Origin of the sequence: Enterobacter cloacae complex sp. P38RS (assembly GCF_014930775.1) — a bacterium.
GTDB classification, from domain to species: Bacteria; Pseudomonadota; Gammaproteobacteria; order Enterobacterales; family Enterobacteriaceae; genus Enterobacter; species Enterobacter bugandensis.
The window spans coordinates 191,813-212,860 of record NZ_JADBRS010000002.1 but is presented as its reverse complement, the minus strand read 5'-3'; the positions used below and the strand labels follow the sequence as shown (position 1 = coordinate 212,860).

The window sequence follows — 21,048 nt, the reverse complement described above, 5'->3', positions numbered from 1 at the left end:
CTGGTACCGACTTAACAGATTTTCCACCATATGCATTTTTTTTCAGCACAATCTGCTGGCTCGATTCGTGTACAACAAAACTGTTACATTGATCAAACAATCGCCACAAAGGTATTTAAAAGGTATTATTGAGTGGTATGTTAAAGGCGTACCTTATCTGACATGCAGGATTAAAAAATGAAAACGAAAGTCCAACTGTCATTCATGATGTTTGTTGAATGGTTTATCTGGGGCGCGTGGTTTGTGCCATTGTGGCTGTGGCTGAGCAAAAGCGGGTTTACCGCCGGGGAAATTGGCTGGTCTTACGCCTGTACCGCGATTGCCGCGATCCTCTCTCCTATCCTGGTCGGCTCGCTGACGGACCGCTTCTTCGCCGCGCAGAAAGTGCTGTCGGTGCTGATGTTCGCCGGCGCGATCCTGATGTACTTCGCCGCGCAGCAAACCCAGTTCAACACCTTCTTCCCGCTGCTGCTGGTCTATTCCCTGACCTATATGCCGACCATCGCGCTGACCAATAGCATTGCCTTCGCGAACGTGGACGACGTTGAGGCTGATTTCCCGCGTATCCGCGTGATGGGCACCATCGGCTGGATCGCCTCGGGGCTGGCGTGCGGGTTCCTGCCACAGATGCTCGGCTACAGCGATATTTCCGATACCAATATTCCGCTGCTGATGACCGCAGCCAGCTCCGCCCTGCTCGGCGTCTTTGCCCTGTTCCTGCCGAACACGCCGCCGAAAAGTACCGGCAAGCTGGATTTCAAAGTCATGCTGGGGCTGGATGCGCTGGTCCTGCTGCGCGACAAAAACTTCCTGGTATTCTTCTTCTGCTCGTTCCTGTTCGCCATGCCGCTGGCCTTCTACTACATCTTCGCCAACGGCTATCTCACCGAAGTGGGGATGAAAAACGCCACCGGCTGGATGACGCTCGGCCAGTTCTCTGAAATCTTCTTTATGCTCGCCCTGCCGTTCTTTACCAAACGCTTTGGTATTAAGAAGGTCTTACTGCTGGGCCTGATTACCGCCGCCATCCGCTACGGCTTCTTTGTTTACGGTGGCGCTGAACAGTACTTCACCTACGCCCTGCTGTTCCTCGGCATCCTGCTGCACGGCGTGAGCTATGACTTCTACTACGTGACCGCGTACATCTACGTGGATAAAAAAGCGCCGGTGCACATGCGCACCGCCGCGCAAGGCCTGATTACGCTGTGCTGTCAGGGGTTTGGTAGCCTGCTGGGTTACCGCCTGGGCGGCGTGATGATGGAAAAAATGTTCGCTTACAAAGAGCCGGTGAATGGGCTGACCTTCAACTGGGCCGGAATGTGGACATTTGGTGCAGTCATGATTGCCGTGATTGCCGTGCTGTTTATGCTGTTTTTCCGCGAATCGGATAAAGAGATCACCGCAATTGAGGTGGTTGATGGCGATACCGCGCTGACACAAGGGGAAGTTAAATGAAACAAGACCGTATTCTCGGGGCCCTTTACGGCCAAGCGTTAGGGGATGCGATGGGCATGCCGTCGGAGCTGTGGCCGAGAAAGCGCGTCAAGGCGCACTTCGGCTGGATCGACCGCTTTTTACCCGGCCCGGCAGAGAATAACGCGGCCTGCTATTTCAAACAGGCAGAGTTCACCGATGACACCTCGATGGCGCTGTGCCTGGCCGATGCGATTATCGAGTGCGACGGGGAGATTAACGCGGACGTTATCGGCAAGCATATCCTGAACTGGGCGCTCGACTTCGACGCGTTCAACAAGAACGTGCTCGGCCCGACCTCGAAAATCGCGCTTAACGCGATTCGTGACGGGAAGCCGGTCAGCGAGCTGGATAACAACGGCGTGACCAACGGGGCGGCAATGCGCGCCTCCCCGCTGGGCTGCCTGCTCCCGGCGACGCGGCTGGAGCACTTTGTGGACCAGGTTGCGCAGGCCTCCAGCCCGACGCACAAATCGGATCTCGCCATTGCCGGCGCGGTGGTGATTGCCTGGGCGGTTTCCCGCGCCATCGACGGGGAACGCTGGCAGAACATCGTCGATGCCCTGCCGGGGATCGCCCGCTATGCGCAGGAGGCGAAAACCACCACCTTCAGCGCGTCGCTCGCGGCACGCATTGAGCTGGCGCTTAAGACCGTGCGGGACGCCAACGGCATCGACTCCGCCAGCGAGCAGATTTATCAGCTCACTGGCGCGGGTACCAGCACCATTGAGTCCGTTCCGGCAGCCATCGCAATGGTGGAGCTGGCGGGAACCGACCCGAACCGCTGCGCCATTTTATGCGCCAATCTGGGTGGCGATACCGACACCATTGGCGCGATGGCGACGGCCATCTGCGGCGCGCTCCACGGCGTGCAGGCCATTGACCCGGCGCTCAAAGCCGAACTCGACGCCGTTAATCAGCTCGATTTCGGTCACTACTGTGAAAAACTGCTGCACTTCAGGGAGCAAAGGGAGGGCGTATGAATTCTTTTGCCCAACGTCTCGACACCCTGCACGCCACGCGCCCGGTGACGGTGCTGGGCGCGGCGGTGATTGACGTCATCGCCGACGCCTACGCCCTGCCCTGGCGCGGGTGTGATATCGAGCTTAAACAGCAGGGGGTGAATATCGGCGGCTGCGCGCTGAATATCACCATCGCCCTGAAACGGCTCGGCATTGCGGCGCAAAACGCCCTTCCCGTCGGCCACGGCGTGTGGGCGGATATTATCCGTAACGCAATGGCGAAGCAGGATCTGCACAGCGCCGTGGAGGCTGAAACCGGCGACAACGGCTGGTGTCTGGCCCTGGTGGAGCCTGACGGCGAGCGCACCTTTATGTCCTTTAGCGGCGTCGAGAACCAGTGGCAGCAGCGCTGGCTTGACGAGCTAAACGTCCCGCAAAATAGCCTGGTTTATCTCTCCGGGTACCAGTTGGCCTCGCCGTGCGGCGAGCTGTTGACGGGCTGGCTTGAAGGGCTGGAGGACGTGACGGCGCTTATCGATTTCGGACCACGCATCGCGGATATCCCCGACGCGCTGATGGCGCGGATTATGGCCTGCAGGCCGATCGTGTCGCTTAATCGTCAGGAAGCGGAGCTCGCTGCTGAAAGGCTGGGCGTTGAGGCTGAAAACCTGGGCGAGGAGTGGCAGCAGCGCTTCGGCGCCGCGCTGATTGTGCGGCATGATAAAGACGGTGCTGCCTGGTATGACGGCGACGCATCGGGCGTTGTTCCGGCGTTTCCCGCCACGGTAGTGGACACCATTGGCGCTGGCGACAGCCACGCGGGCGGCACGCTTGCCGGGCTGGCGGCGGGATGGTCGCTGGCAGACGCCGTTCTGCTGGGGAATGCCGTGGCGTCCTGGGTGGTGAGCCATCGCGGCGGCGACTGCGCGCCCACTCGTGAGGAATTACTCCTCGCACACAAAGACGTATAGGTCGCTGCGACAGTAGCTGATGCTGTACTCAATCGGCCGGTGCTGCTGGTCAAGCGCAACCTGCTTGATCACCAGCACCGGTATTTTTTCGTCCATCTTAATGTGCGCCTGAAACTCGCTGTCCGGCATGCGGGCGCTGACCCGTGAACGGGTGCGCTGCGGGAAGATATTCTGACTGCGGAAGTAGTCGTACAGCGAAATCCCTATCGCATCCGGTTCGGGAATGAGCCCGACCGGCACCCAGGACTCTTCAATCGACACCGCATCGTCATCCACATAGCGAATACGCTTCAGCAAAAAGACGTCGCTGTTCGGCTCCAGCGACAGGTGACCCGCCACCTCTTCCGGGCATTTCACCACGCGTTTATTGACCCACAGCGTATTAGGCGTTTTACCGCGTAGCACCACCTGCTGAGAGAACCCGCGCGCTTCCTTGAGCGAGTATTCAAAGATGTTGTTAATTTGCGTGCCGTAACCCCGGGCACGCGTGACAACGCCCTCGGCTTCCAGCGCCTGCATCGCTTTGCGCACGGTGATCCGCGACACGCCGGTTAACTGGCTCAGATCGCGCTCGCCGGGCAAAATGTTCCCGTGCTCCAGCACGCCGCTGCGCACCGCGTTTTTTACCGTTTCGGCAAATTTCAGGTACAGCGGCGTGTTGTCAGGCGCGGCGATCCGTTCAGTCAGTTGAGCGATTAACCGGGTATGCGCTTGTTCCATCTCTGTTTTCTCAGGCGTGGTGTTTCCTGCCAGTATACTGGGTTACCACCACGCATGAAAATGATGAACCGGCCCAATACCGTGACCGACTTCCAGAGTATCCGCTTTTGCCAGCGCCGCCGACAGCCAGATTTTCGCTTCTCGCACCGTATCAGCCCAGCCGTCATGCCGCGGGCGCAGCGCCGCCAGCGCGGCGGAGAGAGTGCACCCCGTGCCGTGGGTGTTTTTGGTCTGTACGCGCGGAGCCGTAAAACGTTGCTCGCCGTCGCGGGTAAAGAGCCAGTCCGGGCTTTCAGCGTCATCCAGATGACCGCCTTTCATCAGCACCGCCCCGCAGCCCATCGCCAGCAGCGCATACCCCTGCTCTTTCATTTCGCGTTCAGTTTGCGCGTGCGACGTGCCTAACAGCGCGGCGGCTTCCGGCAGATTGGGCGTGATGATCGCCACCTGCGGCAGCAGCTTATTGCGCAGCGTCTCAACGGCGGAGGCGGAGAGCAGCGGATCGCCGCTTTTTGCCAGCATGACGGTATCCAGCACCACGTTTTGCACCTGATAGCGTTTAAGCCGCTCGGCCACCGCCTCCACAATATCCGTCTCGGCCAGCATGCCGATCTTGGTGGTATCAATCCGCACGTCGCTGAACACCGAATCCAGCTGCGCGGCAACAAAATCCGGCTCGATACGGTAGACCGACTGCACGCCGCGCGTGTTTTGCGCTACCAGCGCGGTAATCACCGAGCAGCCATACGCGCCAAGGGCCGAGAAGGTTTTCAAATCGGCCTGGATGCCCGCGCCGCCGCTGGGGTCGGTACCGGCAATGGTCAGGGCGTTAATCCGCTTCATGCCTGCTCCTCCAGCGTGTAGAGCGCGTCGAGGAACGCGCTGGTAAAACTGCCTGGCCCGCGCGAGCGCGCAACGGCTGCCGTTCCGGCGCGCTTCATCCATCCGCAGGCGGCGGCAACATTATCCAGCCGGTCCCCCGGCAGCGAGCAGCTCGCCGCCACAACGGCAGAAAGCGCGCACCCGGTTCCCACTACGCGCGTCATTAACGGGTCTCCGCCCGTTACCGTTCGGGTCCGTTCTCCGTCAGTGATGTAGTCCACCTCGCCGGTGACCACCACAATGGCATGGGTCTGGCGGGCCAACGCCTGAGCGGCAGGCAACGCGCTGGCGGCGGTGTCGGTGGTATCAACGCCGCGCCCACCCGCGCTCATTCCGGCCAGAGCCAGGATTTCGGAGGCGTTGCCGCGAATGGTGGTCGGGTTCAGGGCCAAAATTTGATGGCAAAAACGGGTGCGGAACGTCAGGGCACCCACCGCAACCGGGTCCAGCGTCCAGGGTTTGCCTGCCGCCACCGCGCTTTCAATCGCCCGACGCATCGACTGGGCGCGCGGTGCGGTCAGCGTGCCGACGTTGATTAACAGCGCATCGGCTATCGCGGCAAACTGTTCGGCCTCTTCGGCCTCAATCACCATCGCCGGGGATGCGCCAAGGGCCAGCAAAACGTTGGCCGTAAAGGTCTGTACGACGTCATTGGTCATGCAGTGGGTCAGCGGAGAACGGGTGCGGAAGTGGTGTAAAACGTGTAAATCGAGCAGGTCAGGCTGCATGGGTTCGCTCCTGCCTTGCGTGAAGAAGCGATGACCGGGAAGGCATCTGACTTCCCTACGCTGGCATTATCCAGATCAGGTAATACGGGTATTTCTCAGCCTTCACAAAGAAGGGCACCCCGAGTCATTTGGTAAGAATTGACTTACTTTTTTCCAGATTAGGGGAAGTTGCTGGCTGACGCAAGCGCCCTTGTGGGGATCGCTTCTTCACGCAGGGTTGGTGCGAAAGAAAAGGCTAGCAGCGATAATTACAGAACTATTATGCCACTTCTTTAAATCAACGCCATTCGTTATTACATTTCCATTACGTCCAAAAAACATCCACTTTTTCAGCGTGTAAAAAATAGCTCGAACAACATAATTTTTTCCGCTTTCAGTCAGTCTCTTTTACGTTTCATTAATCATTAAAACTTATTTCGAATGAAATATAAAGTAATCCACAAACCGTTTAACCCCGCTAAACATTTAGCCTCTCAATCAAGGGGTTACCGCGAAACTCGCGTTTGGCCCCTCATCTTATAAGTTAATGTAAACATTGAGATATTTCCCTTCACCTCTTAAAAATTCACTTTGGATATTCATGCCATTTATGATTTAGATCAATATCCAAAAGATCGCATTAATTGATAGTTACTGCACGTTACGAATTAAGTTATTTATTCAAAATTTAACGTAACTCCGTTATTTTAATCGGGCGTAACCAGACGTTACATCAACACGCCAGGATAGCCAGCCTTGCCCATTTTTACTTTTTAAATGATGAGTGTTTTACAAATGAAAGTTGTTAAAAATGCCGTTACTGCTTTTGTATTTGGTGTTATTTTCACTGGCTCTATGAACGTAACTCAAGCAGCTGATGTAAACATAAACCTTAACGATAACGTATTCAATTCAGGTACTTTTATTCAGGTTCAGGGCACTGACAAAACCGCTTATAATCTGGATAATATGAAAGCTGAGAATGTAAAACAAGACGGGCAGATCTATAACTTACAAGGCGAACGTGAGCGGATGCAAAACGAGATTGACGCAAGTAATGGTAATATCAGCACTAACGCCAATAATATTTCCTCTCTTCAGACTTCTGTCTCTGGTGTCGATCATGAAGCTAAATTAGCAGGCGCTCTTGCTGACACCGCTAATAAAAAAGGTGATGCGGCGTTACAGGGCGTGCTGACTAACGGAACTGCAATTACTAATATTGAAACTGTTAACGCTGTCCAGGATAGCCGCCTTGCAACTGTTGAAGCTACTAACGGTATACAAGATGGCCGCCTGTTAGCTCTTGAGAATGCACCAAAACCAACTAACGGCGTTGATGGAAAAGACGGCGCTAAGGATGAGAAAGGCGATACCGGCGCACAGGGCGTTGCCGGAATTAACGGACGTGACGGAGCGAATGGTAAAGACGGCAAAGATGGAAAAAATGGCGTGATGACCACTGTGACACGCACGCAGGTAGACACGGCAACACAGGCTAAAGTCGCTACTAATAGTCAGGCGGTTACGGCCGAGGCTCAGGAGCTGCAGGCGACCAAACAGACATTACAGGCTCTGAATAACAACACTAACCAGCAATTTAAATCGCTGCGTGAGGAAGTCGATAATAACAAGAAAGAAGCAAACGCGGGTATCAGCGGCGCGATGGCGATGGCCGGTTTACCTCAGGTGCAAACAAATCAGCGCGTGATGTTCTCGGCTGGCGGTGCGACTTACAACGGTGAAAGCGCGTTAGCGGTTGGGGCGTCTGTTAACTTTAACGAACATATGGTTGGTAAAGTGAGCTTCTCTGATGACACAGCAAATAATATGGGGCTTCAGTCGGCGTAGGGATTGGCTTTTAATAAATAACCAGTATGACAAAATACATTGTTATCTCTGTAATAGTGTACCTGATGCTTATTATCGTTGGCGCATGGTTAGGTATTATGTATCAGGCTTATTATATTTGCGGCTATTAAACCTTCTTCTATAGAATATATTTCACCAAAGGTATCATCGTAATGATAAAGTCACTCTTAGCGGTATTAATAGCTGGCGCTGCCATCCTGCTTTCTGCGTGTACTTCACCTGCTCAGCGCATGGCCGAATGTGAACGCCAGGGCATTAGCAAAGATACCTGCTACCTGGCTGAGCAAAATCGCCAGAATGCTTATAATGAAGCCGCACAAAATGCAGCATGGGCGAACGCGCGTGATGCCGCAGCGGGTACGGGTATCTGGGATAAAAAAGACGCGAAACAACATGCTCAGGCGGCCAAAGCGGTACACGCCTTTAAATGGGAAGGAATGAAGATCACAATTAAAGGCGAGATCCTGGATGTCGATGGCGTATTGGGCGCGCTGGATGAAAATGAGCCTCAGGCAAAAGTTTATTCACAAGGGCTATACACCTTCATTTACTATCCTGCTAAAGGCAAATTAGCGGTGAGTAAAGAAGGAAAGTTTGAAGGCTACGCAACAAAGATTAAATAGAAAACAGAGGCGACACCTGTCGCCTTTTTAATTTTCAGGCCTTAACGTATTACTCTAGCTGCCACGCCCCGGCCTCAATAAGCGATGCGGTTCCCGTCCAGGCAAACAATGCCAGTTCGCGCGCCCCTTCATCAGGATAAATGCGGCTGCTCAGGCACGCCTCCCCTTCATTGATAAACACTTCCACTGACGAGCTGTCAACGAACAGGCGCAGGCTTAGCGTGTCGTTCAGATTCAGCGCGACGCTTCGGGTACCGCACAGGCCATACTGCGGATAATAACGCTCCATCACCAGGCGCTGCATCTGCGCATCAACGTAGAGACGGAATCCGTCGCCAAGACGAATGCCGTACTGCTCCGCGCTGCTGTTAGCACAGTCCCACTGCAGAATGACCTCCATCGCATCGCAGCTTTCCACCTGAACGATCTGCTGATTATTGAGCGTGCTCACCGGCCAGGGGAACCACGCTCCCCGCAAGCTTTCCACTTCTCTGGCTGGCCGCATCTGCAGGCGGTTATCCGCGCTTAGCATCAGCTCGCGCGGTAAAGAGAGCATGCCAGCCCACCCGTCCTGCTGTTCCGGAAAGGGAGATTCCCACATGTCCAGCCAGCCGATAACGATGCGGCGGCCGTCAGGCGTCAGGAAGCTTTGCGGCGCATAGAAATCATGCCCGCTATCCATCTCCACAAACTCACCTTCACGCGCGAAAGGTTGGCCGGGCTGCCACTCCCCCAGCAGATAACCGCTCTGGAAAAGATTGCGATTTTTGAATCCCTCCGCAGCCAGCCCCTGAGGTGAAAACATCAGCACGCGTTTGCCGTTGAGAGTGAAAAAGTCCGGGCATTCCCACATATAACCCATATCTTTTTCGGCCACCGCAAGCACGCCCATATCCTGCCATTCGCGCAGGTCGTCAGAACGGTAAACGCACACCTGGCCCGTCTCGCCATCCCGCGCGCCGACAACCATGTACCAGCGCTCCCCTTCACGCCACACTTTTGGATCGCGAAAGTGATGCAGCCCAGGCGGCGTGTCAACGATCGTTCCTTGCCGCGTAAAATGGACGCCATCACGGCTGGTTGCCAGGCACTGCACCTGGTAAAGGTTAGCCTCGTCATCCGGATCGCCGTGGAATTTGTGGCCGGTATAAATCAGCGCCAGCGTATCGCCATCCACCACCGCCGAGCCGGAAAAACAGCCGTCCTTATCCTCTGGCCCTTCCGGTGCCAGCGCCACCGGGAGGTGTTCCCAGCGAACTAAATCCTTGCTGCGCGCATGACCCCAGTGCATCGGCCCCCACTGGGTCGAGTACGGATGATGCTGGTAAAACGCGTGATACCAGCCGTCAAACCACACCAGACCATTCGGGTCGTTCATCCAGCCGGCACGCGCGGCGAGGTGGTAACGCGGATACCAGCGCAGGTTAAGATCGCCGCGTTTGGCCTGTAATGATTGTTCAGCTTTGGCAATGGAATACATCATTTGTTTACTCTTTTCAGTCAGATAGTGGAGGGTTGCGGCATGAGCGGGTCAGAAGAAGACTTACCCGAGCGCAACAGGAAGATGGAGATAAGCGTGGTGCTGAACACTAACAGCCCCATAATGAGATAGGATTGGGCAAAGCCGTATTTCTCATAGCTGTAACCCGCCAGCGGCGACAGCACAGACGCAATCACCGAGCTTGTACAGGCAAAGCCCACCAGATAGAGCGTGGAAGAGAGCCGCTTATCAAAATGTAAGCTGTTGTATTTAAATACCGAGACCAGCAATACGGGCAGTTCTACCGCGTGCAGCAGCTTGGTAATGGAGATGAGAACCGGCCCCTCAACCAGACCAGATGCCACCATACGCATTGCCATCACCATTCCCGCGAATATCAGCCCGTTTTTCGCGCCGAGGCGGTTCACCAGCCACGGGGCGCAAAACATGCCCGCCGCCTCAAGGAAAACCTGGAAGGAGTTGAGATAGCCGTACATGGCGTTCCCTTCCTGCAACGTCGGGAACTGTGATGAGAAATAGACCGGGAACTGCTGATCGTAAACGCCGTAAATGCAGGTGCCGATAACGAAAAACACCAGCGCCCAGAAACGCGGCAGCGTCAGCAGGCGCAATGCGTCTTCCAGCGTCACCTTGCCACCGGACACCGCTTCCTGCATGGCGTGCGGTGCGGAAGAGACCCGCAGGCGCGCGAGCAAAACAAAAAACACCAGACCGGCGCCGCTCGCGACAGCGAAATTCAGCTTCGGATTGATGTTAAACAGGAGCCCCGCAAAAAAGGTTGCCGCCGCCCAGCCAAGCGATCCCCACATTCTCGCCTTGCCAAACTCAAACTGGCTCTGACGGGCCACGCGTTCGGTATAGGATTCCAGCACCCCAATCCCACCGTTAAACGTCAGGCCAATAAAAATCCCGCCGAAAATACTGCCCAGCAACACGTTAATTTGCAGCAGATAGCCAAACAGCAAAAAGGCCGGACCGGAAAGAATAAGCAGACTGGTCAGAAACCAGAGCAGGTTTTTGCGCAGGCCGAGTTTGTCCTGAATAAATCCATAGCAGATTTGAGCAAACAGCGCGGAGACGGAAAGCACGGCATAGATAACGCCCGTATCCCCCGCTTTTAACCCCACTTCCTGGTGGAGCCAGATAGAGAGCAACGAACCGGAAGATGACCAGGTGACAAAAAAGAAAAACAGTAATGCGCTCAGTAAGGGATAGCTGTGAGAGTGATGCGTTTTCATCATGGCATTCTCGTGTTGGAGTAATGACCCCAATGGTAACGTTAACATTCATGCTTCTCATGCTGCCTGATGAAGATTTAAGATGTTAATCACGAAAGTTAACGTTAACATTAAGGAAGTGAGATCGCGATCATAAATTCATAACTGAGGTAAGCATGACTTAACCTGGTCATCAGCCTTCCTTTTACATCAGCGACTTAGTTGTATACCCTCTCACAGAGCATTAACGGAGTAAGAAAATGGCTTCCCTAAAGGACGTCGCAAAGCTGGCTAACGTATCGCTGATGACGGTTTCCCGCGCGCTTAACAGCCCGGAGCGGCTTAAACCGGAAACGCTGGCGCGCGTACAGTGGGCTATCAAGCAAACCAGCTACGTTCCCGATCTGTCCGCCAAGAAAATACGCGGCGCGAATGCTTCGCCTAAAACCATAGGCGTGCTGGCGCTCGATACGGTCACGACACCTTTTTCGGTGGAGATTACGCTGTCCATTGAAGAGACGGCCAGGATGCACGGCTGGAATAGCTTCGTCATGAATATGTTTGCTGACGACAATCCGGATGCCATTGTCGATCTTCTGCTCTCCCACCGGCCTGACGGGATTATCTACACCACGATGGGGTTACGTCAGGTTCCTCTTCCTGCCAAGCTGCTCACCCTCCCCTGCGTGCTGGCCAACTGCGAGAGTGTCGGTGAAAAGGTCGCCAGCTATATTCCGGATGATGAACAGGGGCAGTACGCCGCCGTCAGGGCATTACTCGCAGAAGGCTATCGGCAGCCCCTGTGTCTGCATTTACCTGTGGGCCATCTGGCCACAACCCGACGCCGTCAGGGGCTTGAACGCGCCTGCCGTGAAGCCGGAATCGACCCGGACAGCCTGGAGCATGAGTATATGGCGCACGGGGATGAGCATTATCGTGATATTCCGACCGCATTGCTGGCGCGTATCCGGAACGGCATCCCGCGGTTTGATTCCGTTATCTGCGGTAACGATCGTATCGCGTTTATGGTGTACCAGACGCTGCTGGCGCAAGGGCTTCGCATCCCTGAAGATGTCGCGGTTATCGGCTATGACAATATGGTGGGCATTGGCGAGCTGTTTTTGCCGCCTCTTTCAACGGTTCAGTTGCCCCACTACGAAATTGGTCGCCTGAGCGCCCTGCACATTATTAACGGAGCACAACACCGGGAAACGACGCGCGTTGAAAGTCCATTTTTAATGCGTGATTCCATTGCGCGCGCCATGTGACTACCGCTTTTTGTCGTTGATGAAAAAATAAGGGGGTATGAAGGCAGCATACCCCCTTCTTTTGTCAGCCAATGGCACGATTTGTCACACTCTTTTCTGTCATTTAACAACCCAAACAAACTCCGAATAAGCAATTGTTTTTATTGCCAATAAAGTGCAATTTTCTTTTTAAAAATGGTGATATTGCCTCTCCTGTGCTCCATGTCACAAAACAGTAAACAAATTAACCATTGAGCCCCGTGACAAAAGGCTCTATATTGGCGGCGTTTTTTTCAGGCCCCATCTGTTTTTTAACTTTTTATTCAATCGTGGCTCATAGCGAAGCGGCGGTTGTAGGAGTGATATGATGACGGATAAAGTCCGTATTGACACCGTAGATGCCCACAAAAGCAACGAAACCTATCTGGCCCGTCAGGCCGAGTTTGAATCTAACGTCAGGAGTTATCCGCGCAAACTGCCTTTAGCGATTACTAAAGCAGAAGGCGTGTGGATCACCGATGCAGATAATAAAGAATACCTTGACTGTTTAGCAGGCGCAGGGACCCTTGCGCTTGGCCATAACCATCCTGATGTGCTGAAAAGCATCCAAAATGTCATTACCAGCGGCTTGCCGTTACACACTCTGGATCTGACTACGCCTCTGAAAGACGCGTTTTCTGAATATCTGCTCTCTCTGCTGCCTGGTCAGGGCAAAGAGTACTGCCTGCAGTTCACCGGTCCATCCGGTGCCGACGCCGTTGAAGCGGCGCTGAAGCTGGCGAAAAAAGTGACCGGCCGTAGCGGTATCATCAGCTTCTCTGGCGGTTACCACGGCATGACCCACGGCGCACTGTCCGTGACCGGCAACCTGTCTCCGAAAGAAGCTGTTGACGGTATGATGCCAGAAGTGCAGTTCATGCCTTACCCGCACGAGTACCGCTGCCCGCTGGGTATCGGTGGTGAAGCGGGCGTGAAAGCGCTGACTTACTACTTCGACAATCTGATCAACGACGTTGAAAGCGGCGTGCGTAAGCCTGCCGCGGTGATCCTGGAAGCCGTTCAGGGCGAAGGCGGCGTGAACCCGGCTCCGGCTGAGTGGTTGCAGCGCATTCGTAAAGTGACTCAGGAACACGGCATTCTGCTGATCCTCGACGAAGTTCAGGCTGGCTTTGCCCGTACCGGTAAATTCTTCGCCTTCGAACACGCGGGCATCGAGCCAGACATCATCGTGATGTCTAAAGCGGTTGGTGGCGGTCTGCCGCTGGCCGTGCTCGGTATCAAAAAGCAGTTCGACGCATGGGCGCCAGGCCACCACACCGGTACTTTCCGCGGCAACCAGCTGGCAATGGCAACCGGCCTGACGACGCTGAAGATCCTGAAAGACCAGAACATCGCGGGCAAAGTGGCTGCACAGGGCGAATGGCTGAAAGGCCAGCTGAAAGAGATGGCAAAACGTTATCCGGTCATCGGTCACGTGCGCGGTCTGGGCATGATGATCGGTATCGAGATCGTTAAGCCACACGAAGCTGCTGACCATATGGGCTGCTTCCCTGGCGACGGCGAGCTGTCTGCGCTGATTCAGAAGAAGTGCTTTGAAGCCGGTCTGATTCTGGAGCGTGGTGGTCGTAACGGTATCGTTCTGCGCCTGCTGCCTTCCCTGCTGATCAGCGACGAAGAGCTGAAAATCTTCCTGGATAAATTCGAGCAGGCACTGCTTGCTGCGGGCGTTCGCCCGGCGTAACCGGAGTAGTTGATTACGATGTCAGATTCAAACCCAATTTTGTTCTCCTCTGCGCAGAGCATTGAAGCTTACCAGCAGGCGATTGAACAAAGCACTCAGGCTGTGATGCAGTGGCTGAAGCAGCCTGAGATGTACCAGGGAAAAACGGTCGCGGAGCTGCGTGACCGTATTAAGCTGGATTTCAACCCGAAAGGGCTGGGCAACGAAGCGGCGATTGAACGCGCCGTGGAATTCTTCCTGAAAGACAGCTTGTCCGTTCATCACCCGCAGTGTGTGGCGCACCTGCACTGCCCAAGCTTGGTGGTAAGCCAGGCGGCGGAAGTGCTGATCAACGCCACTAACCAGAGTATGGACTCCTGGGATCAAAGCCCGTCCGCAACCATTATTGAGATCAAACTGATCGAGTGGCTGCGTACCCGCGTGGGTTATCAGGCTGGCGACGCGGGTGTGTTCACCAGCGGCGGTACCCAGAGCAACCTGATGGGTCTGATGCTGGCGCGTGACGCATTCTTCGCGCGTCAGGGCCACTCCGTTCAGCAGGACGGTCTGGTGGGCGATCTGCGCAAAATTCGCGTGCTGTGCTCCGAGAACGCGCACTTCTCCGTGCAGAAAAACATGGCGCTGATGGGCCTGGGCTATCAGTCCGTAGTGCAGGTGAAAACCGACGAGTTCTCCCGCATGGATCTGACCGATCTGGCGGCGAAAATCGAGCAGTGCAACGCGAACGGGGAGCAGATTCTGGCCATCGTCGCGACGGCAGGTACTACCGATGCCGGTGCTATCGATCCGCTGCGTGCCATTGCTGAACTGGCGGCGAAGCAGAATATCTGGGTACACGTTGACGCGGCCTGGGGCGGCGCGCTGCTGATGTCCGATCAGTATCGTCACTACCTGGACGGCATCGAGCTGGTGGATTCCGTCACCCTGGACTTCCACAAGCAGTTCTTCCAGACCATCAGCTGCGGCGCGTTCCTGCTGAAAGAAGCGCGTCACTATGAGCTGATGCGCTATCAGGCGGCCTACCTGAACTCTGAGTTCGACGAAGAAGCGGGCGTGCCTAATCTGGTGTCCAAATCTCTGCAGACCACCCGTCGTTTCGACGCGCTGAAGCTGTGGATGAGCCTGGAAGCGCTGGGTCAGGAGCAATACGCGGCGATCATCGATCACGGCGTAACGCTGGCGCAGCAGGTTGCGGCCTACGTGAAAGAGCAGCCTGCTCTGGAACTGGTTATGCAGCCACAGCTGGCAAGCGTGCTGTTCCGCTTCCGTGGCCAGGTGCAGATGGACGACGCGGGCATCGCCCTGCTGAACCAGAAAATTGGTGATGCGCTGCTGGAATCCGGCCGTGCAAACGTCGGTGTGACCGAGCATAACGGCATCACCTGCCTGAAGCTGACTCTGCTGAACCCAACCGTGACGCTGGAGGATATCATAATCCTGCTGTCGCTGGTTGAGCGCACCGCGCAGGAAGTTCTCGCGAAGTAATACAAAAACCCCTCTTCCGTCGGAAGAGGGGTTATCTTTATACGCCTGCCCACCACATTCTGATTTTCAATCCCCAGTAGCTCGTCCAGCCCGTTGTGGTACTGACTACTTTCCCCTTTGACACAATCACCAGCGTCGGCGTTACGCTCACCTGCCACTGCTGCGACACGGCACCGTTTGCATCGTTAATCACCGGCATACTCAGGTTTTTCTTTTCAGCCCAGCGAGCGAGCTTTGCATCGTCACCGGAGCGCATGGCAATGCTTACGACGTTACCGCCCTCTTTTGCCAGCTTATCGACCGCAGGTGTCGTATAACGACAGATGCTGCACCAGGTTGCCCAGACGTAAATCAGCAGGGGGCGCTCCTTGCTGAGCGCCGCGATATCGTGAATGTTACCGTCGATGCTCTGCATAGGCGTTGCGCTAAAGCTGGCGGGTAATGACGGCTTTCGGTATTGATCCACGCCCCACATAACCGCCAGCGTAAGCAGAATGAGTATGATCCCTTCCCGCGCCCAGCGGCGCAGGCGACTCAATTTACGGTTATCCATTATGACCTCTCGATTTAACGGAGGTCATCTTAGCGGGCTATTCGGCGTCATGCTGTAAAGAAGTGTCGCGTCACTTTATTCTGGGGTATAGCCGTAGTTGTAATGGCTATAACCCGAGTGGTAATAGAACGCAGCGGATTTCACAATATCATTGAGAATCGCGCCTTCAACCTGGACGCCCATCTGCTGCAGACGCTTCCGGCAGTTTTCGATCTCTTTGACGCTGGTTTTACCGAAACGGGCAACCAGCAACGTGGTTGCCGCGGCTCTGGCGACGAGTAGCGCATCAGTCACGGCCAGCACCGGTGGCGTGTCGACAATCACGATGTCGTACTCTTTGTCTATTCGCGACATTACCGTCTGGAAGCGCTCATTCATAAGCAGCTCGACAGGATGTGAAGGCTGAGATCCACAGGTCAAGACATCAAAGCCACCTTTATCGAAGCGTTGAATCGCATCCTGCCACTCTATGCTTCCCCCCAGCACGCCGGACAACCCATGCTGGTTGTTCAGTTTGAAAATATTGTGAACATATCCCTTGCGCATATCCGCATCAATAAACAGTACCCGTTGACCTGCCTGAGCGGCAATCGACGCCAGCGTGGTGCTCACCAAAGTCTTTCCGCAGTCCTGCGAAGGACCAGAAATCACCACTATCCGATTAACGGCATTCATCATGGTAAAATGCAGACTGGTGCGTAACCCGCGCACCGCCTCGACAAATATATCCGCCGGTCGGTCAACGGGCAGGAAAGGTACGTTTGACGTCCTGTGCTTCCAGTGGGAAGCAAACAGCGTCCTCCTGCGCAAATGCGTTTTTTTCCATAGCCACACTGAACGCGGGAGCGTAGCCAGAAGAGGCATTCCCTGCGCTTCCAGCTGTTCAGAAGAGGTGATGCCCCGTTTAAACGCAGAGCGCACCAACACCGTTCCTGCAGAGAGCATCAATCCCACCAGCATACCGCACACAATGATAATCACTTTGTGCGGTTTGACGGGTCCAGGCTGCGTTACTGCCGGGTCAATGATCCGCACGTTTCCGATGGCACTGGAGCGCGAGATATTCAGCTCCTGCTGACGCGTCAGCAGCTGCAGGTAGATGGTGCGCCCGGACTCAACGTCACGGCTTAAACGCAAAATTTCCTGCTGCGTAGAAGGCATGGATGAGACGCGGTTATTCAGGCGCATACGTTCCTGCTCCAGGGTCTGTTTTTTTTCCCGTAAGGCGCGGTAGGTTGGGTGATCCTTTTTGAAAAGCTGAGAAACTTCTGCTTCGCGGAACGTCAGCTCGTTAAGCTGATTTTCCACATTAACAACCTGATCGAGAACCGTCTTCGCCTCAAGGGATAGATCGACAGAATCGCGCTGCTCTCTGTAGGCGTTCAGTCGTGCTTCGGCTTCATCCAGTTCGCGCCTGATTTTAGGTAATTGGTCCTGTAAAAACGTCAGGCTGCGGGTATCTTTAGCTTCCTGGCGCGCAATATTCTGGCTGAGATAATTTTCAGCAATGGTATTGAGCACCACGGCGATCTTGTCAGGGTCCTCGCCCGTCAGCGTTAAGGTAATAATTCCGCTCTGCTTCGCCGACTCAGAAACAATGAGTCGGCGCTGAAGGGCGTTAATTGCTTCAAGCTTTGTGACGGTTTTGAGGGCAAACCGGGTGCCTGGTGCCGCACTGAGCGAGGTGACAAGCAGCGTTACTCCGTCTTTAACCAGCGTTTTCCCAACAACGCCATCAGCCTCAAGCGTTTTTCCTTCGAGGTGATACCGGCCCTGCTCCTGAACGGTCAGTAAAAGTTCCTGTGGCTTGTCTTCCAGAAGAGGAAGGGTAAGCGCGCCAATTGTCAGTTCACCGGCTTTACGCCCTCGTTCCAGCAGCGGCCCAATGACGGGCAGAACGCACCGTTTGACGCTGTACGTTAGCCCCAGCTTATCAACGGTCTCTCCCAGAATCATCCGCGACTTGAGCAGCAAGAGTTCGGGCGCAACATCAGGTGAAAGATCGGTACCAAACTGGCTTAAGCTTTTGAGCAACGAGTTGTCCTGCTTCGCTTCTATCTGCACAAGGGCATCAGCCTGATAGATCGGTGTGACGCTATACGCATAGATCCCGGCGCATACGGTGAACAGGAGCGTGATGCACGCTATCATTACCCGATGATCAAACATCTCAGCCAACAGCTGAATGAGATCAATTTCATTATCATGCGGTGTCGCAGCACCAAATTTGTCTGATTTATGAGACGACATTACTGCTTCATTCCTTGTTGACGCAAACGACGAGCCCATTCCTGACTGGCTTTTCCTAACTGCTCGAAAACATATTCGAAGGCTTCCCGGCTTTTGCGATACGGGTCGGGAATGTCCTTTGTTTCCAGCCACTGACCAAACAACAGCGACTTCCCCCGATTCTCCGGCGCCACTGAGGCAATAAAACGGAGATGCTCTGGCTCCATCACCAGAATCAAATCGGATTTTTGTAACAGAAAACGTGTGACCTTACGCGCCACGTGACCTTCCAGCGAAACGCCATGACGTAAGGCGACTGCCTTTGCAGTCGCATCCGCCGGGCGTCCTTCAAGCCCGAAAATACCTGCCGAGGTCACCTGCGCGTCGGGTAGCTGCTGGCGCAACAGCCGCTCACCAATCGGTGAACGGCAAATATTGCCGGTGCATACCACGAGAATTGAATTGAACATTATTGCGGCCACGACCTGATGTAACGGACGGTTTCGGTCAGGTCATGTACGCCACTGATGGTGGGTACCAGCTGGGCGATCACACGATTCCAGCGTGAAAGCGGTGCCGTCGTGACATAGACAATGTCGTACGGTTCCAGCTCGAATTCTGTGCTCAGCACCATGGCTGAGGCATCTTCCGCATTGAGTTGATAGATGTTGGCGATTTTATCTTTCTCGCCTTTTCGTGAAACCGGGCGAATAACAAAAATCCCGGTTGCATCGGCCATATTCTGGTTCAGCCCGCCTGCATTCCCCAGGGCTTCGGCCAGCGTCATGCCGCTACGATCCATCTTAAGGGTGCTCTGTTTAACAACCTCGCCCATCACAAACACTTTCAGCGCGTCGTTCCGGGGAACAAACAGGATATCGCCCGGATAAAGCAGCTTATTTTGGGTTAAATCGCCATGTTGCATCAGAGCATAGAGTGAAAGGCGCGAGTCCTGGCCATCATGCGTGAGCACGACGTTACGCCAGTCGGCATCCGCAGAGAGACCGCCCGCGGCGTTCACCGCATCCATTACCGTTAATGGAATATTGGTTATTGGCTGCTGGCCCGATTTCTCAACCTCTCCGGTGATATAGGCTTTTTGAGAACGGAAGGAGGCAACGCTGACGTCCACCTGAGGGCTCTCAATGACCTCATCCAGCCGCGCGGTGATCTCCTCACGTACCTGCGAAACCGTTTTGCCCGCTACTTTCAGCTTGCCGACGTAGGGGTAGAAAAGCGTACCATCGGCGTTAACCCAGTTACCCGCGTCGCTCGCGCTACGGTACTGCCCTGCGGGCGTCGTGAGTTCAGGGTGATCCCAGACGGTGACCGTCAAAATGTCCCCTGAGCCAATGCGGTATTCCCAGTTTTTGAGCTGCTCATCCAGAGTAGGATTTGCCTGAGATTTAGAAACGGGTGGGCGCAGTTTTTCAATCAATCCAGGGGTTAAAGGAAAAACTTCCACGCGTTTGTCCAGCGGATCGTTAATTTCCTCATCGGTAGTGACTTTTTTCCCGGAAAGACTTAAGTTCTGGCCTGGTGAAAATACACATCCTGTTAGCTGGCTGAGCGTCAGAAAGGACAGTAAAAGAGCAGTTGTATTTTTCATTTATATAAAATGTTGATTTATCGTTGCGCTGGGTAGTTAACTCGCAAAAAAAAAGCAAGCAAGTCATTGAAATATAGTTATTTATTATTTCCCCGCGATACTGTAAAACACACGTTCGCTGTTGTTTAAAAAGTTAAAAAACAGCGCACAATTGCGCAAGAAAACGGAGAGCAATAATACTTTATGCGCCGCGATATTAAATGTTATCCCTTGCAAAAGCATTCGCTTAACGGTGCTATTTTGACGTATAAACTTATTTTCAGAATAGATTAATAAAATAATAAAAATAACAAATATTCCGCACAATCAACATTCACCGCAATGATGAGCATCACCGTTATCGACTACCCAAACCCCTCCACTTTTGTTACATTTTTTATCAAACGCATCATGCTTTGATACTTAAAATAGACCGTCTGTCTTGTGCTGTGTGCCCTTCAGACGAAAGTCTCTGAAACAATATCACTGGAGAAAAAATGGCTAAGCGTAAATTGCTGCTTCTGGGTGTATTACTGTCTCTGGCGGGCTCCGCGTTTTCTGCTCCGCAAACCGCCGCTGCGCCATCGGGCATCAAGGCCTATGAAGAACAAGAGTTCATCGCCGATTTCACGAAGTTTAAAATCGGCGATACGGCACCGGCGCAGTATCAAACGCCGGAGTACACCATTAAACAGTACCAGCTGCGTAACCTTCCGGCACCGGATGCCGGTACCCACTGGACCTACATGGGCGAAAACTACGTCCTGATTGGCGATGCAGATGGCAAAATCTACAAAGCCTACAATGGAGATATTTTCTATCATCGCTGATACGATCGTAATCCGTCCGTGGCAGGAGAGCGACCGCCCTTTCCTGCGTACGCTCTACCTCCACGCCCGGCGTGAAGCCTGGCCGTGGCTGGACAGTTCTGCGTGGCAGCTTGAAGATTTTGACGCGGCAACCCTGGACGAAGAGATTTGGGTGGCGGAGCAGGATGGGCACCGTCTTGGCTTCGCCTCAGTCTGGACGAACGATAATTTTCTGCACAACCTGTTTGTCGACCCGCAGTATCAGAGCCTGGGCGTCGGACATGTGTTGCTTGAGCACGTACAGAAGACGTTTACCAGCACGGGCTCACTCAAGTGTCTGGTGAAAAATGCGCGGGCTATTACGTTTTACCAGCGCCACGGCTGGCACATTGAGGCGACGGGGAATTCTCCTGAGGGAGAGTACTATCTTATGCATTACCGGCTTGGGTAAAGTCAGGTGGCGCTTCG

General features: G+C 54.3%; 19 protein-coding genes and 1 riboswitch. Of the genes, 10 read left to right on the top strand and 9 right to left on the bottom strand.

Annotated features, from left to right (window positions below):
• The first annotated feature begins 177 nt into the window (after positions 1 to 177).
• From IM303_RS04515 to IM303_RS04505, 3 genes are read left to right on the top strand one after another with little or no spacing between them, the layout of a single operon-like run.
• Entirely contained in the window at positions 178 to 1,455 is a 1,278-nt protein-coding gene (locus IM303_RS04515) for a nucleoside permease (RefSeq protein ID WP_063437105.1), read from the top strand.
• Positions 1,452 to 2,456: an ADP-ribosylglycohydrolase family protein gene (locus tag IM303_RS04510; protein WP_041909084.1), complete on the top strand. Its 1,005-nt coding sequence runs from the start codon at positions 1,452 to 1,454 to the stop codon at positions 2,454 to 2,456. Before IM303_RS04515 ends, IM303_RS04510 begins: the two co-directional genes overlap by 4 nt.
• Positions 2,453 to 3,406: a PfkB family carbohydrate kinase gene (locus tag IM303_RS04505; RefSeq protein WP_193359624.1), complete on the top strand. Its 954-nt coding sequence runs from the start codon at positions 2,453 to 2,455 to the stop codon at positions 3,404 to 3,406. The genes IM303_RS04510 and IM303_RS04505 overlap by 4 nt, the downstream gene beginning before the upstream one ends.
• Here the strand turns inward: IM303_RS04505 and IM303_RS04500 are convergent.
• From IM303_RS04500 to thiM, 3 genes are read right to left on the bottom strand one after another with little or no spacing between them, the layout of a single operon-like run.
• A complete protein-coding gene (locus IM303_RS04500; RefSeq protein WP_028013821.1) occupies positions 3,380 to 4,126 on the bottom strand; it encodes a GntR family transcriptional regulator in 747 nt (248 codons plus the stop codon). The genes IM303_RS04505 and IM303_RS04500 overlap by 27 nt on opposite strands.
• A 42-nt stretch (positions 4,127 to 4,168) precedes the next feature.
• The gene (gene thiD / locus IM303_RS04495; RefSeq protein ID WP_192986613.1) at positions 4,169 to 4,969 is read right to left on the bottom strand and encodes a bifunctional hydroxymethylpyrimidine kinase/phosphomethylpyrimidine kinase; all 801 of its coding nucleotides are present in this window, start codon (positions 4,967 to 4,969) and stop codon (positions 4,169 to 4,171) included.
• Positions 4,966 to 5,736, bottom strand: a complete 771-nt coding sequence (thiM, locus tag IM303_RS04490; protein WP_028013823.1) for a hydroxyethylthiazole kinase — start codon at positions 5,734 to 5,736, stop codon at positions 4,966 to 4,968. The genes thiD and thiM overlap by 4 nt, the downstream gene beginning before the upstream one ends.
• A gap of 35 nt (positions 5,737 to 5,771) precedes the next feature.
• Positions 5,772 to 5,868: riboswitch (TPP riboswitch) on the bottom strand.
• Between the two features lie 642 nt (positions 5,869 to 6,510).
• Here thiM and IM303_RS22155 point away from each other — a divergent pair.
• Both IM303_RS22155 and IM303_RS04480 read left to right on the top strand, forming a co-directional pair.
• Positions 6,511 to 7,566, top strand: a complete 1,056-nt coding sequence (locus IM303_RS22155) for a YadA C-terminal domain-containing protein (RefSeq protein ID WP_227014121.1) — start codon at positions 6,511 to 6,513, stop codon at positions 7,564 to 7,566.
• A gap of 173 nt (positions 7,567 to 7,739) precedes the next feature.
• Positions 7,740 to 8,210: a hypothetical protein gene (locus IM303_RS04480; protein WP_069733519.1), complete on the top strand. Its 471-nt coding sequence runs from the start codon at positions 7,740 to 7,742 to the stop codon at positions 8,208 to 8,210.
• Positions 8,211 to 8,259: 49 nt separating this feature from the next.
• Here the strand turns inward: IM303_RS04480 and IM303_RS04475 are convergent, their stop codons facing one another.
• Together IM303_RS04475 and IM303_RS04470 are read right to left on the bottom strand one after the other, a co-directional pair.
• Positions 8,260 to 9,693: a glycoside hydrolase family 32 protein gene (locus tag IM303_RS04475; protein ID WP_193359623.1), complete on the bottom strand. Its 1,434-nt coding sequence runs from the start codon at positions 9,691 to 9,693 to the stop codon at positions 8,260 to 8,262.
• Positions 9,694 to 9,710: 17 nt separating this feature from the next.
• On the bottom strand, positions 9,711 to 10,952 hold the full coding sequence (locus tag IM303_RS04470) for an MFS transporter (protein WP_028013826.1): 1,242 nt from the start codon (positions 10,950 to 10,952) through the stop codon (positions 9,711 to 9,713).
• 236 nt (positions 10,953 to 11,188) lie between these two features.
• Here IM303_RS04470 and IM303_RS04465 point away from each other — a divergent pair, with 236 nt between their 5' ends.
• From IM303_RS04465 to IM303_RS04455, 3 genes are all read left to right on the top strand, one after another.
• Positions 11,189 to 12,196: a LacI family DNA-binding transcriptional regulator gene (locus IM303_RS04465; RefSeq protein ID WP_193359622.1), complete on the top strand. Its 1,008-nt coding sequence runs from the start codon at positions 11,189 to 11,191 to the stop codon at positions 12,194 to 12,196.
• A gap of 343 nt (positions 12,197 to 12,539) precedes the next feature.
• A complete protein-coding gene (locus tag IM303_RS04460) occupies positions 12,540 to 13,916 on the top strand; it encodes a diaminobutyrate--2-oxoglutarate transaminase (protein WP_014884533.1) in 1,377 nt (458 codons plus the stop codon).
• 18 nt (positions 13,917 to 13,934) lie between these two features.
• Positions 13,935 to 15,401 (top strand): aspartate aminotransferase family protein, encoded by a 1,467-nt coding sequence (locus IM303_RS04455; protein ID WP_193359621.1) that lies wholly within the window; start codon positions 13,935 to 13,937, stop codon positions 15,399 to 15,401.
• A 37-nt stretch (positions 15,402 to 15,438) separates the two neighbouring features.
• Here the strand turns inward: IM303_RS04455 and IM303_RS04450 are convergent, their stop codons facing one another.
• The 4 genes from IM303_RS04450 to IM303_RS04435 form a co-directional block, all read right to left on the bottom strand.
• On the bottom strand, positions 15,439 to 15,954 hold the full coding sequence (locus IM303_RS04450; protein ID WP_045259750.1) for a protein disulfide oxidoreductase: 516 nt from the start codon (positions 15,952 to 15,954) through the stop codon (positions 15,439 to 15,441).
• Positions 15,955 to 16,029: 75 nt separating this feature from the next.
• A complete protein-coding gene (locus IM303_RS04445) occupies positions 16,030 to 18,204 on the bottom strand; it encodes a polysaccharide biosynthesis tyrosine autokinase (RefSeq protein WP_193359620.1) in 2,175 nt (724 codons plus the stop codon).
• Positions 18,204 to 18,653 (bottom strand): protein-tyrosine-phosphatase, encoded by a 450-nt coding sequence (locus IM303_RS04440; protein ID WP_028013831.1) that lies wholly within the window; start codon positions 18,651 to 18,653, stop codon positions 18,204 to 18,206. The genes IM303_RS04445 and IM303_RS04440 overlap by 1 nt, the downstream gene beginning before the upstream one ends.
• Positions 18,653 to 19,792 (bottom strand): polysaccharide export protein, encoded by a 1,140-nt coding sequence (locus IM303_RS04435; protein ID WP_192986600.1) that lies wholly within the window; start codon positions 19,790 to 19,792, stop codon positions 18,653 to 18,655. The genes IM303_RS04440 and IM303_RS04435 overlap by 1 nt, the downstream gene beginning before the upstream one ends.
• Positions 19,793 to 20,268: 476 nt before the next feature.
• On the opposite strand from IM303_RS04435, the gene IM303_RS04430 reads away from it, so the two are divergent.
• Both IM303_RS04430 and IM303_RS04425 read left to right on the top strand, forming a co-directional pair.
• On the top strand, positions 20,269 to 20,601 hold the full coding sequence (locus IM303_RS04430; protein WP_008500887.1) for an RcnB family protein: 333 nt from the start codon (positions 20,269 to 20,271) through the stop codon (positions 20,599 to 20,601).
• A complete protein-coding gene (locus IM303_RS04425; RefSeq protein ID WP_045259769.1) occupies positions 20,552 to 21,031 on the top strand; it encodes a GNAT family N-acetyltransferase in 480 nt (159 codons plus the stop codon). The genes IM303_RS04430 and IM303_RS04425 overlap by 50 nt, the downstream gene beginning before the upstream one ends.
• Positions 21,032 to 21,048: the final 17 nt, after the last annotated feature.

Bases quoted from the DNA above. Each gene is read 5' to 3' on its own strand.
- IM303_RS04515 (WP_063437105.1), top strand. From the start codon at position 178: ATGAAAACGAAAGTCCAACTGTCATTCATGATGTTTGTTGAATGGTTT.
- IM303_RS04510 (WP_041909084.1), top strand. From the start codon at position 1,452: ATGAAACAAGACCGTATTCTCGGGGCCCTTTACGGCCAAGCGTTAGGG.
- IM303_RS04505 (WP_193359624.1), top strand. From the start codon at position 2,453: ATGAATTCTTTTGCCCAACGTCTCGACACCCTGCACGCCACGCGCCCG.
- IM303_RS04500 (WP_028013821.1), bottom strand. From the start codon at position 4,126: ATGGAACAAGCGCATACCCGGTTAATCGCTCAACTGACTGAACGGATC.
- thiD (WP_192986613.1), bottom strand. From the start codon at position 4,969: ATGAAGCGGATTAACGCCCTGACCATTGCCGGTACCGACCCCAGCGGC.
- thiM (WP_028013823.1), bottom strand. From the start codon at position 5,736: ATGCAGCCTGACCTGCTCGATTTACACGTTTTACACCACTTCCGCACC.
- IM303_RS22155 (WP_227014121.1), top strand. From the start codon at position 6,511: ATGAAAGTTGTTAAAAATGCCGTTACTGCTTTTGTATTTGGTGTTATT.
- IM303_RS04480 (WP_069733519.1), top strand. From the start codon at position 7,740: ATGATAAAGTCACTCTTAGCGGTATTAATAGCTGGCGCTGCCATCCTG.
- IM303_RS04475 (WP_193359623.1), bottom strand. From the start codon at position 9,693: ATGATGTATTCCATTGCCAAAGCTGAACAATCATTACAGGCCAAACGC.
- IM303_RS04470 (WP_028013826.1), bottom strand. From the start codon at position 10,952: ATGATGAAAACGCATCACTCTCACAGCTATCCCTTACTGAGCGCATTA.
- IM303_RS04465 (WP_193359622.1), top strand. From the start codon at position 11,189: ATGGCTTCCCTAAAGGACGTCGCAAAGCTGGCTAACGTATCGCTGATG.
- IM303_RS04460 (WP_014884533.1), top strand. From the start codon at position 12,540: ATGATGACGGATAAAGTCCGTATTGACACCGTAGATGCCCACAAAAGC.
- IM303_RS04455 (WP_193359621.1), top strand. From the start codon at position 13,935: ATGTCAGATTCAAACCCAATTTTGTTCTCCTCTGCGCAGAGCATTGAA.
- IM303_RS04450 (WP_045259750.1), bottom strand. From the start codon at position 15,954: ATGGATAACCGTAAATTGAGTCGCCTGCGCCGCTGGGCGCGGGAAGGG.
- IM303_RS04445 (WP_193359620.1), bottom strand. From the start codon at position 18,204: ATGTCGTCTCATAAATCAGACAAATTTGGTGCTGCGACACCGCATGAT.
- IM303_RS04440 (WP_028013831.1), bottom strand. From the start codon at position 18,653: ATGTTCAATTCAATTCTCGTGGTATGCACCGGCAATATTTGCCGTTCA.
- IM303_RS04435 (WP_192986600.1), bottom strand. From the start codon at position 19,792: ATGAAAAATACAACTGCTCTTTTACTGTCCTTTCTGACGCTCAGCCAG.
- IM303_RS04430 (WP_008500887.1), top strand. From the start codon at position 20,269: ATGGCTAAGCGTAAATTGCTGCTTCTGGGTGTATTACTGTCTCTGGCG.
- IM303_RS04425 (WP_045259769.1), top strand. From the start codon at position 20,552: ATGGCAAAATCTACAAAGCCTACAATGGAGATATTTTCTATCATCGCT.